General features: G+C 76.8%; 11 protein-coding genes and 1 pseudogene. 8 read left to right on the top strand and 4 right to left on the bottom strand.

Annotated elements, in window-relative coordinates; all coding sequences use genetic code 11:
* Positions 1-82: 82 nt before the first annotated feature.
* Complete coding sequence (locus LUW75_RS23510) at positions 83-961, top strand: VOC family protein (RefSeq protein WP_250337395.1); 879 nt, start codon at positions 83-85, stop codon at positions 959-961.
* Between the two features lie 908 nt (positions 962-1,869).
* Positions 1,870-3,339 carry a PP2C family protein-serine/threonine phosphatase gene (locus LUW75_RS23505; protein ID WP_250337394.1) on the top strand — a complete coding sequence of 490 codons (1,470 nt, stop codon included), beginning with the start codon at positions 1,870-1,872 and terminating at the stop codon, positions 3,337-3,339.
* Between the two features lie 60 nt (positions 3,340-3,399).
* Here LUW75_RS23505 and LUW75_RS23500 read toward each other — a convergent pair whose 3' ends face one another.
* Complete coding sequence (locus LUW75_RS23500; protein WP_250337393.1) at positions 3,400-4,890, bottom strand: DNA-binding protein NsdB; 1,491 nt, start codon at positions 4,888-4,890, stop codon at positions 3,400-3,402.
* A gap of 232 nt (positions 4,891-5,122) precedes the next feature.
* Here LUW75_RS23500 and LUW75_RS23495 point away from each other — a divergent pair, with 232 nt between their 5' ends.
* Positions 5,123-6,238 (top strand): aminoglycoside phosphotransferase family protein, encoded by a 1,116-nt coding sequence (locus LUW75_RS23495; RefSeq protein WP_250337392.1) that lies wholly within the window; start codon positions 5,123-5,125, stop codon positions 6,236-6,238.
* A 268-nt stretch (positions 6,239-6,506) separates the two neighbouring features.
* Here the strand turns inward: LUW75_RS23495 and LUW75_RS23490 are convergent, their stop codons facing one another.
* Together LUW75_RS23490 and LUW75_RS23485 are read right to left on the bottom strand one after the other, a co-directional pair.
* Positions 6,507-6,905 carry an RNA-binding S4 domain-containing protein gene (locus tag LUW75_RS23490; protein WP_250337391.1) on the bottom strand — a complete coding sequence of 133 codons (399 nt, stop codon included), beginning with the start codon at positions 6,903-6,905 and terminating at the stop codon, positions 6,507-6,509.
* Positions 6,906-6,919: 14 nt separating this feature from the next.
* Positions 6,920-7,420 carry a hypothetical protein gene (locus LUW75_RS23485; protein WP_250337390.1) on the bottom strand — a complete coding sequence of 167 codons (501 nt, stop codon included), beginning with the start codon at positions 7,418-7,420 and terminating at the stop codon, positions 6,920-6,922.
* A 385-nt stretch (positions 7,421-7,805) separates the two neighbouring features.
* Here LUW75_RS23485 and paaK point away from each other — a divergent pair, with 385 nt between their 5' ends.
* Together paaK and LUW75_RS23475 are read left to right on the top strand one after the other, a co-directional pair.
* On the top strand, positions 7,806-9,089 hold the full coding sequence (paaK, locus tag LUW75_RS23480) for a phenylacetate--CoA ligase PaaK (RefSeq protein ID WP_250337389.1): 1,284 nt from the start codon (positions 7,806-7,808) through the stop codon (positions 9,087-9,089).
* Positions 9,090-9,181: 92 nt separating this feature from the next.
* Complete coding sequence (locus LUW75_RS23475) at positions 9,182-11,605, top strand: penicillin acylase family protein (RefSeq protein ID WP_250337388.1); 2,424 nt, start codon at positions 9,182-9,184, stop codon at positions 11,603-11,605.
* Positions 11,606-11,678: 73 nt separating this feature from the next.
* On the opposite strand, the gene LUW75_RS23470 is transcribed toward LUW75_RS23475, so the two are convergent.
* Positions 11,679-12,833 (bottom strand): calcium:cation antiporter, encoded by a 1,155-nt coding sequence (locus tag LUW75_RS23470; protein WP_250337387.1) that lies wholly within the window; start codon positions 12,831-12,833, stop codon positions 11,679-11,681.
* Between the two features lie 200 nt (positions 12,834-13,033).
* Between LUW75_RS23470 and LUW75_RS23465 the strand changes: the two are divergent.
* From LUW75_RS23465 to LUW75_RS23455, 3 genes and pseudogenes are all read left to right on the top strand, one after another.
* Positions 13,034-14,832: pseudogene (locus tag LUW75_RS23465) on the top strand (serine hydrolase).
* A 519-nt stretch (positions 14,833-15,351) separates the two neighbouring features.
* Positions 15,352-15,552 (top strand): antitoxin, encoded by a 201-nt coding sequence (locus LUW75_RS23460; RefSeq protein ID WP_250337386.1) that lies wholly within the window; start codon positions 15,352-15,354, stop codon positions 15,550-15,552.
* Between the two features lie 111 nt (positions 15,553-15,663).
* Positions 15,664-15,831 (top strand): hypothetical protein, encoded by a 168-nt coding sequence (locus tag LUW75_RS23455; RefSeq protein ID WP_250337385.1) that lies wholly within the window; start codon positions 15,664-15,666, stop codon positions 15,829-15,831.
* Positions 15,832-15,949 lie beyond the last annotated feature (118 nt).

Here is a 15,949-nt window from a genome sequence, read left to right as displayed (position 1 = left end):
GCGAGGAGCGCACAGAGGGCAAACAGTGACAGGATGGACAGCGGTCGGACGACGTGCGAGGCGATACCGGGATGGTTGGCACATGACCAGAGAACCGACGGCTGCCACGGGTTCGGGAGCGGCAGCGACATCGAGCGGCGCGCTCTACGGCGCGCCGTGCTGGGTCAGCCTGATGACCCGCGACCTGGAGGCCGCGCACGACTTCTACGGAGCCGTCATGGGGTGGGAGTTCCGGCCCGCGCGGCTCGGGAAGGACTTCAGCGTCGCGCTGTCCGGCGGCCGGGTGGTCGCCGGGATGGGCGCCCTGGCCTCGGCGTTCCATGTGGCGGTGGCCTGGACGCCGTACTTCGCCGTGCGGAACGCGGACGTGACGGCGGGACGCATCCGGGAGCGCAGCGGCACGGTGGCGGTCGGGCCGGTCGCGTTCGCCCTGGGGCGCGGGGCGCTGGCGGCGGACCGGGACGGGGCGGTGTTCGGCATCTGGGAGGGCGAGCTGCCCACCGGCTGGGGCGAGGGGTGGCCGACGGCGCCGGCGTGGGTGCGGCTGCACACGCGGGACGCCTTCGAGGCGGCGATCTTCTACGGGGAGGTCCTGGACTGGGCCTGCGGGCGGGCGGGCCACTGCGACGTGGAGTACGAGGGCGACGAGGTCGTGCTGCGGGGCACCGGGCGGGCGGTGGCGCGGCTGTCCTCGGGCGCCCTGGAGGCGGCCCCGGACCCGGCGATCCGGCCCCGCTGGCAGGTGCACTTCCCGGTGACGGACGTGGAGGGGCGGGTGGCGGCCGCGCTGCGGCACGGCGGGACGGTGGTCTCCCACGAGCCGGGGGTGCAGGCGACGCTGCGCGACCCGGACGGCGGGCTGTTCACCCTGACGGACTCGGGGACCGCCGAACGGGCCGAGGCCCTTCCCGGGCCGACGGACGTGAGCGCGGAGGCGGGGGCGGTGGAGCCGCCCGACTGAGACCGGTCCCCGCGGGGCAACCCGTACGACGCGGGCGGCCCCGGCCGTGCGCGGCCGGGGCCGCCCTGCGGGGGTGCGGCGGGGCCGTGCCCGTGGCGACGGCCCTCCCGCGTCCTCCGCGGGGACTCCTCGACGTCCTCCGGAACGGTGTGCCGCGGGTTCCGCCCGGTTCGTCCCGGGCGCGGGGGCGGTCCGGCGGCTCCTGCGGGAACGCGTCGGGCGGTTGCGGAAGGGGGGCGCCGGGCGGAGCGCCCGGACGGTGGCGAGCACGGTGCGGGCGGCCCGGCGCGGCAGGCGCGCCGCCTCGGCGTCGAGGAGCGCGCCGGGACCGGCCCGCCCCGCGGCGGACCGGCCGCCGGGGCGTACGCCCCGTGGGCACCGCCGCCGAGAACTCCGCGGCGGTGGCGGGACCGGGGAAGGAGCCGGGCACGCGGATCCCCGGCGAGCGCGGTGGCGGCGCGGCTCCGGGGGCGCGGTGGCGACGGCCCTCCCGCCGGGCCGCGCGGCCACGGGCGCCGTCCTCCGGTCGCCGTCCGGTCCGCTGAACCCCGCGTCTCGTCCGGGCGGCGCGCGGATGCACCCCCGGGGCGTGCCCGGTGCCCGGTTCGCGCCGCTTCACCTCCGCGCCGCGGAAAGGCCCGGTGGCCGCGCCGCGCCGCGGCGGAGGCCCGCGACGTGCGGGGCGGCCCGGCGGCGGACGGGAGGCCGGGACCGCCGGGATGTCGCCTTCGTCCGCGTTCCCCCCGTCTTCCGGCCATCTTGGCCGGAACCCTTCCGGCCCTGGGCATATGCCGAAGGCATGGCCGATCCGCTTGTTGCCAAACGGCGCACGGTCACTCGGTGCCTGTGTCACAGTCTTGGGTGGTCCTTGCCCCCCCGTGGCCGCGCACCTGTATCGGAGTACCCCCATGCCGTCCCCCCTGTTCGCGGACCGTTCCCACCAGTCGCCGGAGGACGGCCAGGTGGACGCCCTCATCTCGCAGACCCGCCGGCTGCGCGGAGAGGTGGACGCCGTGCGCCAGGACGCCGCGTCCGGCGGAACCGACCCGCGGGCCCGCTGGCAGCGCGCCCTGTACGACCTGGCCGTGCACCAGCTCGACGACCTGGGCGCGCACCTGGGGCAGCTCAGGGAGGGCGTCCCGGAGCAGCCCGCGCGAAGGGGGGCGACCGCGGAGGAGGCCCCCCGGCCGGAGGACCGGGACGGCCGCCCGTCCGGAGGGGGGACCGCCGGCCCCCCGCTCACCCGCGTCGGCAGCGCCGAGTGGGACCTGCTGACGGACGAGGCCGACTGGTCCCAGGAGCTGTACCGGATCGTCGGCCGCTCCCCCGACGCCGGTCCGATGTCCCTGGACGAGCTGCCGTCCCTGGTGTTCGCGGAGGACCAGCCGCTCCTCACCCGGCTGCTGACGGACTGCCTCGTCGACGGCAAGCCGATCGACGGGGAGTTCCGGATCGTACGGGCCGACGGCCGCGTGCGCACCCTTCACATGGCGGGCGAGCCGGCCCTCGACGGCGAGGGCCGCACCGCGTCCATGTGGGCGGTCTTCCGGGACGTCAGCGAAGTGCGCCGCAGTGAGCGCGCCGTGCGCGAGTCCCGCGAGTCGCTGCGCCGGCGGCACGAGAGGCAGGAGGCCGAGCACCGGCTCGCGGCGGAACTCCGGGAGACGGTGCTCCCGTTCCGGCGCGGGCCGCTGCGACTCGCCGGGGGCGGGGCCGCCTCGCTGGACGTCGCCGGGCACCGCCTGCCGTCCGCCGACGGCCGGACCGGCGGCGACTGGTACGACGTGCTGGGGCTGCCCGACGGGGACGCGCTGCTCACGGTCGGTGACCTCACGGGTCACGGCGTGCCCGCCGCCTCGTCGGTGGCGGTACTGCTCGGCGCCCTCCGCGGCCTCGCCCTGGCCGGCGTCCGGCCGGGGCCGCTGCTGGGGCACCTCAACCAGATGGTGGAGGCCGCCGGACAGCCCGCCCTCGGCAGCGCCCTGTGCTGCCGCTACGACCCGGCGGCGGGGGCCCTGCACTGGGCGGGGGCGGGACACCCCGCCCCGCTGCTGTTCCGCGACGGGGCGGGGCGGGTCCTCGACCGGCCGGAGGGCCTCCCGCTGGGCGCGACCGCGTCGGGCGCCCCCTACGAGCAGGCCGAGGTCCGGCTGCACCCCGGTGATCTGCTGCTGCTCCACACGGACGGGCTGACCGGGGGCGGGGTCGCGTCCGACGGGCCCCCGCCGGACACGGAGCGGCTGCTGGCGCTCGCGCCGGGGTTCGCCCGCGCGCGCGGCGCGCAGGAGTGCGTGCGGATGGTGGCCGAGGAGTTCGGCGGCACGGGGTGCACCGGCGGCGCCTGTGTGGTGGCGGCCAGGGTGGGCGACCCGTCGTGAGGGGCGCGCCGCCGGGCGCGGCGCCGGCGCCGGAGCGGCGCTCCGGCCGGCCCGCCCCCGTCAGGCCCCTGCGACCCCCGCCTTCCCCGCCCGCTCCTTCGGCAGCGCGCGCTCGATCCGTTCCCGCAGGTCCCTGATCCCGGAGTAGTCGGCGTAACGGCCGGTGAGCCGGTACATCTCCCGCAGCCGGTCCCAGGTGCGCCGGGACGAGTTGCCCGCCATCGCGGCCAGCGCGAGCCGGGCGTACCGGTCCGCCTGCTCCGGGTCGTCGGCGATGAAGCAGGCCGAGGCCATGGAGAGGTGGTCGAAGATCTTGGAGCGCTCGCGTCCGTCGACCCGCAGCTCCAGGGCCTTCCGCGCGAAGTGCTGGGCCTGCCTGGCGGCGGACGGCTCGTGCTCGGCGAGCGTCCGGTAGGCGAGGGCCTGCATGCCGTACAGGTCCTCGGACCTGAAGGTCTGCATCCACACCGGCAGCGGGGCGTCCTCCCGGTCGGAGACGAACAGCTCCTCCGCCTCGCCCAGGGTGCGCCGCATCGCCTGCCCCCGGCCCATGGACGCCTGCGCCCACGCCTCGATCGTGTGGAGCATCGCCCGGGTGCGCGGCAGCAGTTCGTCGCCGGAGCCGAGCCTGGCGAGCTGGAGCAGGTCCAGCGCCTCGTCGGGCCGGCCGAGGTGGACCATCTGGCGGGCGCAGCGGGACAGGGCCTCGCCGGCGCGGGGCCGGTCGCCGCCCTCGCGGGCCGCGTGCGCGGCGATGACGAAGTACTTCTGCGCCGTGGGCTCCAGCCCCACGTCGTGGGACATCCAGCCGGCGAGGACGGCGAGGTTGGCCGCGACGCCCCACAGGCGCCGCTGGATGGCGTCGGGGTGGCGGTAGGCGAGCATTCCGCCCACCTCGTTGAGCTGGCCGACCACGGCCTTGCGCTGGAGACCGCCGCCCTTGGCCGCGTCCCAGGCGCGGAACACCTCGACGGAGGCCTCCAGTTCCTCGACCTCCTGGAGCCCGACGGGGGCGGCCTCGTAGCGGTCCAGCCCCGCGGGTTCCACACGGCGGGTACCGGAGGGGCCGTGGGCACCGGGACCTCCGGCGTCGGTGCGGAACCAGTCGTGCATGGCGCTGGTGATGGCGGAGCCCGCGGTGAGCGCGGCGCCCGCGCCCACCAGGCCGCGTCGGTTGAGCATGAGGTCCACTCCCGTGAATTCGGTGAGGACCGCGGCCGTGCGTTCGGGTGCCCAGGGCAGCCCGTCGGGGTTGTCGGTGTGCCTGACGTCCCGCCGTCTCCCGGCGCGCCCGTGTCGTACGAACCCGAGGTCCTCGATGGTCACGACACGGCCGAGTCGCTCGGTGAACAGGGCCGCCAGCACCCGCGGCACGGGATCGCGCGGGGTCTCCCCCATGTCGATCCAGCGCCGCACCCGCGAGGTGTCGGTCGCCAGCTGGGGGTGGCCCATGGCCGCCGCCTGCCGGTTGACCAGCCGCGCGAGTTCGCCCTTCGACCAGCCGGCGAGGCCGAACAGGTCGGAAAGGCGGGTGTTGGGTTGTCCTGCCACGTCAAGCCCCCAGGTTCTCGGCTGAGTTGACAGTAGCCCTCCGTCATGGGACCGGTGACTATTCGCCAGGGTTCGCCAGGGGGCGCAAGGTGGTCAGCCACCCGTGGCGGGGTGTCAGGTAGGAACGCGCCACCCCGTCCCGGCGACGGCTCCCACTCCCCAGGGTGCCGGGCCGGAGGCGGGACGGGGCAGCGTACGCAGCCGTCGGCACACGAAGGGATCCGCCTCGCCCATGTACACAGCATCGTCCTCCGTGTCCGCCTCGCCCCGGCCCCGCACCGTACCGGCGGGCGGCGGTCCGCACCCGGGCCCGGCCCAGGCGGGCCGGAACAGGCGCTGGGCGGGGGCGGTGACCGGTCCGCTCAGCGGGAGGATCGACCTGTCGGGACCGCAGGGCGCCCAGCTGCGGAGGGTGATCGCGTCGGTGCACCGCATCTGCCCGGAGTTCAACCCCGTGCAGGTGATGCGGCGCAGCGGGCGCTCGGTCCTGCTCGTCGGCGCGACGGGGCGGGCCACCGCCGTCGCGAAGTGCTTACTGGACCACTCCCCCGTGTGGGTCGAGCGGTTCCGGCACGAGATCGCCGCGTACCGCACGTTCGTCCGGCACCGTCCCCCGGTGCGGGTGCCGCGGCTGATCGCGGCGGACCCGGACAACGGCGCGCTGGTCGTCGAGCGGATGCCGGGCCGGGCCGCGGCACTGAGCCGCCACGTGGCGGAGGCCCCGCCCCGGGCGGACGTCAAGGCGGTCCTGGGGGCGGTGGCGCGGCTCAACGAGTGGCGTCCGCCGGCCGGCACGTTCGACGCGCCGCTGGACTACGCGTCGAGGATCGCCCGGTACCACGAGCTGGGCCTGTTCACCGACCGGGACCGGGACGACCTGCAGAAGCTGCTGCGCGGCCTGGCGCAGGCCGGCGGCCGGCACGGCGTGGGGCAGTTCTGCCACGGCGACGCGCTGCTGTCGAACATGCTGCTGTCGCCGGCCGGCCCGGTGCTGGTCGACTGGGAGCACGCCGGCTGGTACCTGCCCGGCTACGACCTGGCGACGCTGTGGACCGTGCTGGGCGACGCGCCCGTCGCGCGGCGGCGGATCAGCCAGCTCGCGCAGGCCGGCGGTCCCGCGGCGCGCGACGCGTTCCTGGTGAACCTGATGCTCATCCTGACGCGGGAGATCCGGACGTACGAGACGGCGGTGCAGCGCACGATACGAGAGGCTCCGCCCGCGGGTTCGGTCCCCGTGCAGCCCGGTGCGGTCTCGCCCGGGGAGGAGCAGCGGCTGCTGCTGCGGCGGCTGCACGACGACTGCGCGCTGGCACGGCGGGCCGTGCGCGCGGCGGTCGGCACGCGCTGACCGCGCGACGGGGGCGCACCGCGCGTCCGGGACGCGCGCGACGGACGCGCGGCGCCGCCGTGCACCGGCTGCCGGGCGGGGTGCGCCTCCGTCCGGGTGCTCCCGCGCCGGCCTGTTCCGCGCGGCCGTCCGGTCCCGCGTCGGCCCTCGTCCGGTCTGGCGGCTTCCCGACGAGCCCCCGGCGGCCGCGTCCCCGTCGGGAAGCCGGCCCGCCCTCGTCCCCCGTGAAGCCGGGGAGCCGTCGGCCGCGGCCCTGCGCCCGGGGCGTCTAGGAACGGCGGGCGCCGCGGAGCTGGTCGAGTTCGCGGCGCTCGCGCTTGGTGGGGCGGCCCGCGCCCCGGTCGCGGACGCCCGCGAGGGCGACGTGCTCGCGGGGCGGCGGGGGCGGGGTCTTGTCCGTGTAGGCCTCGGCCGCGACGGGAGCGCCGACGCGCTTGGTGAGGATCCGCCTCACCTCGACCACGCGCTCGCGGCCGGCGTGGAAGATCCGCACCTCGTCGCCCGGCTTGACGGACTGGGCGGGCTTGGCGCGGTCGCCGTTGACGCGGACGTGTCCGGCGCGGCAGGCCGTGGCGGCCTGGGAGCGGGTCTTGGTGAGGCGTACGGCCCAGATCCAGCTGTCGACGCGCGCCGTCGCGTCCGGGTTCGCCTCGTCCGTGGCTGCCATGGCGGTCCTCGGGGTCAGCCCTGCTGGAAGAGTTCCGCGGGAAGCGGCTTGAGCAGGGCGTACAGGTCGTCGGTGATGGGCCGGTCCCAGCTGGCGATGGTCACCAGGACGTTGTCGCTGCGGTCGAACTGGACGCAGGAGATCCGGCTCTCGCTGAGCTTCAGGCGGCGCACGATCAGGAGGTTGTCGCCCTGCATGACGGGGACGTCCTCGGTCCCGACCACCTCGACGTCCTCGTCCATGTCGAGCGCCGCGAGGAGCTGGGCGGCCTCGAAGGGGATCTGGCCCTCGGCGAGGTCGCGGGCCGGGGACCCCTCCGGCAGGTTGCCGATGATCATCGCGGGCCCGCGGCCGCCGAAGAGGTCGTAGCGGAGGAAGACGCCCTGGCAGGTGCCGTCGGGGGCGGGGAGCAGGCCGGCGCCGAGGTTCCCGGGCCAGTCGCCCGGGTCCATGGCCAGGACGTCGAAGTCCGGGCCCGCGGGTGTGGCGGGGCTGCGGCGGCGGAGGAAGGACATGGGGCCATCGTACGGGGGCTGCGCGCGCCGGGCGGGTCGGGGCGCGGTGGAGGGCCGGGGGTGCCGCGCCGGGCGGTTCACCGGTTCGCACGACGCCGCCGACGGGCGGCGCCGGCCTGCCGGAGCGGGACGGGGCGACGAAGGCGACGGCGGGAGTGGCCGCCCCTGCGGGTCGGCGGCGGCGGGCCGACGGCGCGGGCGGACGCCCTCCGGGGCGGGGCCGACGGCGCGGGCGGACGGGCTCCGCGGTGCCGGGCGGGGGCCGGGGGCGGCACCGCCGGGGGCTTGCCGGGAAGGTGCCCGGCGGGGTAACTGATCGGGAGCGGACCGACCGGACGGCCGGCTGCCGCATGGCCTGCCGGTGTGGGACGGACGGAGAACGGTGATGACGGAGGACCTGCGGGACGCCGGGGAGCGGCTGGACCGGGAGGGGCTGGCGGCGCTGCAGCTGGAGCGGCTGCGGTCGACGCTGCGGCACGCGTACGACAACGTGCCCTTCCACCGGCGGGCCTTCGACGCGGCGGGGGTGCGGCCGGAGGACTGCCGGTCCCTGGCGGACCTGGGCCGGTTCCCGTTCACCACCAAGGCGGACCTGCGGCGGGAGTACCCCTTCGGGATGTTCGCGGTGGACCGGTCGCGGGTGCGGCGGATCCACGCGTCGAGCGGTACGACGGGCACGCCCACGGTGGTCGGCTACACCGAGCGGGACCTCGACGTGTGGGCGGACGTGGTGGCCCGGTCCATACGCGCCGCCGGAGGCCGGCCGGGGCAGATCGTGCACGTGGCGTACGGGTACGGGCTGTTCACGGGCGGACTCGGAGCGCACGGCGGGGCGGAGCGGCTCGGCTGCACGGTGGTGCCGGCCTCCGGGGGGATGACGGAGCGCCAGGTGCGGCTGATCCGGGACTTCCGGCCGGAGGTCATCATGGTGACGCCCTCGTACATGCTGACGCTGCTGGACGAGTTCGAGCGGCAGGGCGTCGATCCGCGTTCGACGTCGCTGAAGGTGGGGATCTTCGGCGCGGAGCCGTGGACGGAGGAGATGCGGAGCGAGATCGAGGAGCGGTTCGCGATCGACGCGGTCGACATCTACGGCCTGTCGGAGGTGATCGGGCCGGGCGTGGCGCAGGAGTGCGTGGAGACGAAGGACGGGCTGCACGTCTGGGAGGACCACTTCTACCCCGAGGTAGTCGACCCGGTGACGGGCGAGGTGCTGCCGGACGGGGAGCGCGGCGAGCTGGTGTTCACCTCGCTCACCAAGGAGGCCATGCCGGTGGTGCGGTACCGGACGCGGGACCTGTCGCGGCTGCTGCCGGGCACCGCGCGGGTGTTCCGGCGGATGGAGAAGGTGACGGGCCGCAGCGACGACATGGTGATCCTGCGCGGGGTGAACCTCTTCCCGACGCAGGTCGAGGAGGTCCTGCTGCGCACTCCGGGGCTGGCGCCGCACTTCCAGCTGCGGTTGACCCGCGAGGGGCGGCTGGACGCGCTGACCGTACGGGTCGAGGCGCGCCCGGACGCGGCACCGGAGCGGCGGGCGCAGGCGGCGCGGGAGGTCCGGGCGGCCGTGAAGGAGGGCGTCGGGGTGACGGTCGCGGTGGACGTGGTGGACCCGGGGACGCTGGAGCGGTCGGTGGGGAAGATCAAGCGGATCGTCGACCTCCGGTGAACCCCGAGGAGAGTCCGGGTCGCCGGGGGTACCCGAGACGGATCGCGGATCCGTCCCGAGGGGGATGACACTGCGCCCGCGCGGATGAGTGCATGGACCAACCGATCGCGCACGAAGTCGAGTTGGGGGAAACGTTGCGCCTCCGTACCAGTCTGAAACGCCTGCTGCCGGCCACCGCGGCCGTGCTCGCCACGGCCGCGGCCACGCTGCCGGCCGCCGCCGCCCCGCCGTCCGCGGCGGGCGGCCGGCACCCGTCGGCGGACGGGTTGTCGGCGACCATCCGCTACACCGAGTACGGCATCCCGCACATCCTGGCGAAGGACTACGCCGGCCTGGGCTTCGGCACCGGCTGGGCGCAGGCCGCCGACCAGGTGTGCGTGCTCGCCGACGGGTTCGTGACCGTACGGGGCGAACGCTCCCGGCACTTCGGTCCGGACGCCGCGACGGACGGGTCGCTGTCGTCCGCCCGCACGAACCTCTCCAGCGACCTGTACTTCACGGGCGTGCGCGACGCGGGCACCGTGGAGCGGCTGCTCGCCCAACCGGCGCCCGCCGGGCCGAGCAGGGAGCAGAAGGAGCTGATGCGGGGCTGGGCCGCCGGTTACAACGCCTGGCTGAGGAAGAACCAGGTGGCCGACCCCGCCTGCGCCGGCAAGGCGTGGGTGCGCCCGGTGAGCGCCCTGGACGTGGCCCGGCGGGCGTACGCGCTGGCGGTCGTCGGTGGAGAGGGCGCCCTCGTCGACTCCATCACGGCGGCCCGGCCGCCCGCCCCGGGGTCGGCTCCCGGGCCGGGGGCCGACCCGGAGGGGGTGGCCGGGGCGGTGCGGGAGCTGTTCGCCGAGCGGAACGCGACGATGGGGTCCAACGCCGTCGCCTTCGCCGGCGCCACCACCGCGAACGGCCGCGGCCTGCTGCTGGGCAACCCGCACTACCCGTGGCACGGCGGCCGCCGGTTCTGGCAGTCGCAGCAGACCATCCCCGGCGAGCTGAACGTGCAGGGCGCCTCGCTGCTGGGCTCGCCACTCGTGCAGATCGGCTTCACCGGCGACGTGGCGTGGAGCCACACCGTCGCCACCGGCCGGACCGCGAACCTGCACCAGCTGGCCCTCGACCCGGCCGACCCCACCGCGTACCTGGTGGACGGCCGGTCCGAGCCGATGGTGCGGCGGACCGTGACCGTGCCCGTGGCGGACGGGGAGCCGGTGACCCGTACCCAGTGGTGGACCCGGTACGGCCCGGTCGTCACGTCCTTCGGCGGCGACCCGCTGCCGTGGACGGCGACCACCGCGTACGCGCTGCACGACCCCAACGCGGGGAACCTCCGCATGGTGGACTCCTCGCTCGGCCTCGCCAAGGCGCGCTCCACCCGGGAGGTGGCGGCGGCGCTGCGCCGCACCCAGGGCCTGCCCTGGGTGAACACCGTGGCCTCGGACCGGCACGGCGGCACGCTCTTCACGCAGGCGCAGGTCGTGCCGAGGATCACGGACGAGCTGGCCGAGCGGTGCTCGACCCCGCTGGGCCGCACCGTCTACCCGGCGACGGGCTTCGCCGTGCTCGACGGGTCGCGCGGCGACTGCGCGCTGGGGAGCGACCCGGGGGCGGTGCAGCCCGGCATCATGGGACCGGACCGCTGGCCGCTGCTCCACGGCGCCCCGTACGCGGAGAACTCCAACGACAGCGCCTGGCTGGCCAACGCCGACCGGCCGCTGACCGGGTACGAGCGGGTCTTCGGCGACATCGGGACGGAGCGGTCGCTGCGGACGCGCGGCGCGGTCGAGGACGTGGCGGCGATGGCCGGCCGGGGCGGGCTGACCGTCGCCGACCTCCAGGAGCAGCAGTTCGCCAACCGGGTGCCCGCCGCCGACCTGGCCGCCGACGACGTGGTGCGGGCGTGCCCGGCGGCGCTGCCGGGTGACGCGGAGGCGTGCGGGGCCCTCGCGCGCTGGGACCGCCGCATGGACACCGGGAGCCGGGGCGCCCTGCTGTTCGACCGGTTCTGGGGGCGGCTGCAGCGGGAGACGACGGGTGCCGGGCGGTGGAGGGTGCCGTTCTCCGCGGCCGACCCGGTGGGCACGCCCCGCGGCCTGGACACCGGCGCGCCCGGCTTCGCCACGGCGCTGCGCGGGGCGGTCGCCGAACTGCGCGCGGCGGGCATCCCGCTGGACGCCCCGCTGGGCGAGCACCAGTTCGTGGTGCGCGACGGGCGGCGCATCCCCGTGCACGGGGGGACGGGCACGGGCGTGTGGAACATGACCGTGCCCGTGTGGAACGCGGCGGGCGGCGGCTACACGGAGGTGCGGCACGGCACGAGCCACGTCCAGGCGGTCGGCTGGGACGACGGCCGGTGCCCGGTCGCGCGGACGCTGCTGGCGTACTCCCAGTCGTCCGACCCGGGATCGCCGCACCACGCCGACCAGACCCTGCTGTACTCGCAGGAGCGGTGGGTGACCGCGCGGTTCTGCGAGCGGGACATCCTGCGCGACCCGGCGCTGCGGGTGGTGCGGGTGACGCAGTGACCCCCCGGGGGGACCGGGCCGCCCGGACCGGTCCCCCCGGAGGCCGGGCCCCGGGGACCGCGCCCCGGGGCGCTCAGGGGCTGAACGAGAGGAACACGAAGGCGGCGAACAGCAGCAGGTGGACGCCGCTCTGCAGGAGCGTGGCGCGTCCGGGCACCACGGTCAGGGCGCTCACCAGGGCGGTGAGCGCCAGCAGCACGAGGTGGACGGGGCCCAGTCCCAGGATCAGGGGTCCGGGCAGCCACACGGAGACGAGCGCGATCGTCGGCACGGTCAGCCCGATGCTGGCGATCGCCGAGCCGTAGGCGAGGTTGAGGCTGGTCTGGACGCGTGCGCCGCGCGCGGCGCGCAGCGCGGCCAGCGTCTCCGGCAGCAGCACCATCAGGGCGATGGTGACGCCGACGACCGCGGTGGGCAGGCCGACGGCCTTCACTCCGGCCTCGATCGCCGGGGAGACGAGCTTGGCCAGGCCGACGACGGCGACCAGGGCGGCCGCGAGCAGACCGAGGCTCCACCCGGTGGCCGCACGGGTGGGCGGCGGGGCGTGCGCGGCCGGGTCGACGGGCCGGCCCTCGGCGGTGACGGGCAGGAAGTACTCGCGGTGGCGGACGGTCTGCACGGTGACGAAGAGCCCGTACAGGCTCAGGGAGGCGACCGCGGCGAAGGCCAGCTGCGCCCCGGTGAACTCGGGACCCGGGGTGCCGGTGGTGAAGGCGGGCAGCACGAGGGTCGTCGTGGCGAGGGTGGTGACGGTGGCGAGGGCGCCGCCGGAGCCCTCGGCGTTGAAGGCGGCGACGCGGCCCCGGAGGGTCGCCGCGAGCAGGGACAGCCCGACGACGCCGTTGCAGGTGATCATGACCGCGGCGAACACCGTGTCGCGTGCGTAGGTGGCCGCCTCGTCGCCGCCGGAAACCATCAGCATGACGATCAGGCCGACCTCGATGACGGTCACGGCGACGGCGAGCAGCAGCGACCCGAAGGGCTCGCCGACGCGGTGGGCGACCACTTCGGCGTGGTGGACGGCGGAGAGGACGGCCCCGGCCAGGCAGAGCCCGACGACGGCGACGGCGGGCCCAGACAGGTCGCGGCCCCAGCCGAGGGCCAGGACGGCCAGCGCCGCGAGCGGGGCCCAGGTGGCGCGCTCCCGCCACGGGCGCGGCGCGGCGGGCCGGCCCCCGGGCCCCGGGCCGGGGGCGCGGCCCCGGTCCCCGCCGGTCTGCGTGCCCATGCGGCCACGCTGCCACCGCGGTGTCCGGCCCGCACCCCGACCGGGGCTGATGGGGTCTCAGTTCCACCGCCCGCCTCCTTGACGCGCGGGTGCGCCGGCGGGATGGTTTCACCCGGTGTGCCCGACGGTGGGGGTTTCGATCCGGGCGGTGGGCTGCGGACGGGGAGGGCGGGACGGTGCGGGAGCCGGTTGCGGGCGGGATGGACCGCCGTACGTTCGGCGGCGGGGTGCTGGCACTGGGAGGTGCGCTGGTGATCGGTCCCCTCACGGGCGGCGCCGCGGCGGGCCGGGAGGGGACCGGGGCGCCGCGGGGCGGCCCGGCCGCGGCCCCGCGGGAGGCGGCCGGGCCGGTGCTGCGGCACGGCACGGCCGAACGGGCCGGGCTGCTGCGCTGCCACCTCGACCTGCTGGTCGCCGACGCCGAGCGGTTCCTCGGCCCCTCCCCCGTCCACCCCTGGTACGCGGGCGCGGTGCTCCTCGCGGGACGCGGACCGGTCGTGGCGCTGCACCGGGCGATCGGTCACGCGGTGCGGTACGAGGCGTACGACGAGACGACCGGGCGGGGCGTGGAGCTGCCGCCCGGGCGGCGGGTCCCGATGCGCGGGGACACCGTCTTCGACCTGGCGTCGCTGACCAAGCTGTTCACCTCGATCCTGACGGTGCAGCTGCTGGAGCGGGGCGCGCTGGAGCTGGAGGGGCGGGTCGCCGAGCGGCTGCCGGACTTCGGCGGCGGCGGGAAGGGCGGCGTCACGGTGCGCCAGCTGCTGACGCACACCTCGGGGTTGCGCGCCTGGCTGCCGCTGTACCGGGAGCCGACGCGGGAGGGGATGCTGCGGCTGCTGTGGGAGGAGCGGCCCCTGGACCCGCCCGGCACGGCGTACCGGTACTCCGACCTCAACCTGATCGCGTTGCAGCTGCTGCTGGAGGAGGTCACCGGGCGTCCGCTGGACGCGCTGCTGCGCGAGCGGATCACCGCGCCGCTCGGGATGCGGCGCACCCGGTTCCGGCCGCCCGCCTCCTGGCGGCCGGGGGTCGCCGCGACGGAGGACGCCCGCCCGCCGTGGTCGGGACTGGACCGGGGCATGGTGCGGGGCGAGGTGCACGACGAGAACGCGTACGCCCTCGGCGGGGTCGCCGGGCACGCGGGCGTCTTCTCCCGCGCCTGGGACCTGGCGGTCCTCGCCCGCACCCTGCTGAACGGCGGCTCCTACGGCTCCGCGCGGATCCTGCGGCCGGAGTCGGTGGAGCTGATGTTCACGGACTTCAACACCGCCTTCCCCGGCGACGGGCACGGGCTGGGCTTCGAGCTGTACCAGCACTGGTACATGGGTGCGATGGCCACGCCGCGCACGGCCGGGCACACCGGGTTCACCGGGACGAGTCTGGTGCTGGACCCGACGACCGACTCGTTCCTGGTACTGCTGGGCAACTCGGTGCACCCGGTGCGGAGCTGGCGCTCGGGGTCGGCGCCGCGGGTCGCCGCAGCCGACCGCATGGCCCGCGCGGTACCGGTGCGGCCGGCGCACGGCCGCACCGCCTGGTCCGCCGGGACGGCGCCGGCCTCGACGGCGACGCTGGCCCTGCCCGCCGTACGGCCGGCGACGGGGCGGGCACGGCTGCGGTGCGCCCTGTGGTGGGACACCGAGCCCGGTGCGGACGGTCTGGTCCTGGAGGCGTCGGCGGATCCGGCCGGGGGTGGCGGCCGGTGCCGTTCGTCACCGTACGGCCGGGCGGGGAACCGGTGGAGCGCCCGGGTGGATCGGTGACGGGCTGGTCGGGGCGGGTCTGGCACCGGTTGGAGGCCGACCTGTCGGCGTGGGCGGGCGTCGGCGCCCTGCGGCTGCGGTGGCGGTACACGGCGGACGCCCGCTACACGGGACGCGGCGTGTACGTGGACGGGCTGCGCGTCCTGGACGGCGGGCGGACCCTGTTCGACGAGGCGCGGCCGGCGGACGCGGCGCTGATCGAGGCGGAGGGCTGGACGGCGTCGGCCGACTGAGCCGGGCCTCCCCCGCCCGCCGGCCCGGCGCCCTGGGGTCGAGCACCGTGATCCGAGGGGGTGCGCGGGGCACCCGGGCCGTCCCGGCACCGCTCCTGCGGAGCCCCGTCCGCGGCGGAGCCGTCCGCGCGGGGGCCGTTCGCGCCGCAACGGGCGCACTGCGGCGGGTCCCGTACGGAACGCCGGAGTCCGGCCGGTCCGGCCGCCCGGGACGGGGGCGGAGCCGTCGGTGCGCCGGTTCGCGGCCGGGCGGGGCGGCGGGCGCGCAGCGGCGCCCGGCGGACGCCCCGGACGAGTGGCCCGGCCGCTCGCGGACGCCGTCCGCCGCGCTCCGGGCGGCCGGGACGCGGCCGACCGGGCGGGCCCGGTGGGAACGGGTGGGCCGCGCCCACCGGGAGGGGCCGCGCCCGCGGGGCGGGGCGCCGGAGGGGCCCGACGACACGGTGCCGCACCGGATGCGGGCGGTGGGCGGGGCGGGGAGACTGGACGGCGGGGGGCCACTCGGCGAGAGGACGACCCATGTCCGTGATGGGCAAGATCAAGAACATGCTGAAGGGCCACGAGGACCAGGTCGGCAAGGGCGTCGACAAGGCCGGCGACTACGCCGACAAGAAGACGCGGGGCCGGCACAGCCGCCACATCGGCGCCGCGCAGGAGCAGGTCAAGAACCGGCTGGGCCGCGACCGCGGGCAGCACCGGGAACCCCCGCCCGGCACCTGACCCTCCGTTCCCCGGACGGGCCTCGGGCCACCCGGTCGCGCGTCCCGGCGTGCGGTCCCGCCGCGGCTGGTGGAGAGTCGGGGCGAGTTCCCCTACTCGAAGGAGAGAAACATGCTTCGGCGCGTCTCGATGGTCCTGGCCGGTCTGCTCGCGGTCGGCTTCCTCACCGCCTCCCCCGCCGCCGCGGACATGAAGGGCTGCTGGGTGGACGGCAGCTACGCCCAGGCGGGTGACGCCGTGGTCGCCGAGCTCGAAGGGGCCTGCTGGTCCTTCGACTGACCGCTGCGGCGGCGCACGGCGGGCGGGCATCCGGCACGGGTGCCCGCCCGCACCGCCGTCCGGGCGGGGCGAAGGGACCGGCCGTTCCACCGGCCGTGTGGCGGGCGGGGCCGGCCGC

Source organism: Streptomyces sp. MRC013 (assembly GCF_023614235.1).
Classification (GTDB): Bacteria; Actinomycetota; Actinomycetes; order Streptomycetales; family Streptomycetaceae; genus Streptomyces.
This window is presented reverse-complemented; position numbering and strand designations above follow the sequence as displayed.

What these genes read in the sequence shown, in the direction of transcription:
- LUW75_RS23455 (WP_250337385.1), top strand. Translation starts at nt 15,664, where the DNA reads ATGCTTCGGCGCGTCTCGATGGTCCTGGCCGGTCTGCTCGCGGTCGGC.
- LUW75_RS23460 (WP_250337386.1), top strand. Translation starts at nt 15,352, where the DNA reads ATGTCCGTGATGGGCAAGATCAAGAACATGCTGAAGGGCCACGAGGAC.
- LUW75_RS23510 (WP_250337395.1), top strand. Translation starts at nt 83, where the DNA reads ATGACCAGAGAACCGACGGCTGCCACGGGTTCGGGAGCGGCAGCGACA.
- paaK (WP_250337389.1), top strand. Translation starts at nt 7,806, where the DNA reads ATGACGGAGGACCTGCGGGACGCCGGGGAGCGGCTGGACCGGGAGGGG.
- LUW75_RS23470 (WP_250337387.1), bottom strand. Translation starts at nt 12,833, where the DNA reads ATGGGCACGCAGACCGGCGGGGACCGGGGCCGCGCCCCCGGCCCGGGG.
- LUW75_RS23495 (WP_250337392.1), top strand. Translation starts at nt 5,123, where the DNA reads ATGTACACAGCATCGTCCTCCGTGTCCGCCTCGCCCCGGCCCCGCACC.
- LUW75_RS23485 (WP_250337390.1), bottom strand. Translation starts at nt 7,420, where the DNA reads ATGTCCTTCCTCCGCCGCCGCAGCCCCGCCACACCCGCGGGCCCGGAC.
- LUW75_RS23475 (WP_250337388.1), top strand. Translation starts at nt 9,182, where the DNA reads ATGGACCAACCGATCGCGCACGAAGTCGAGTTGGGGGAAACGTTGCGC.
- LUW75_RS23490 (WP_250337391.1), bottom strand. Translation starts at nt 6,905, where the DNA reads ATGGCAGCCACGGACGAGGCGAACCCGGACGCGACGGCGCGCGTCGAC.
- LUW75_RS23505 (WP_250337394.1), top strand. Translation starts at nt 1,870, where the DNA reads ATGCCGTCCCCCCTGTTCGCGGACCGTTCCCACCAGTCGCCGGAGGAC.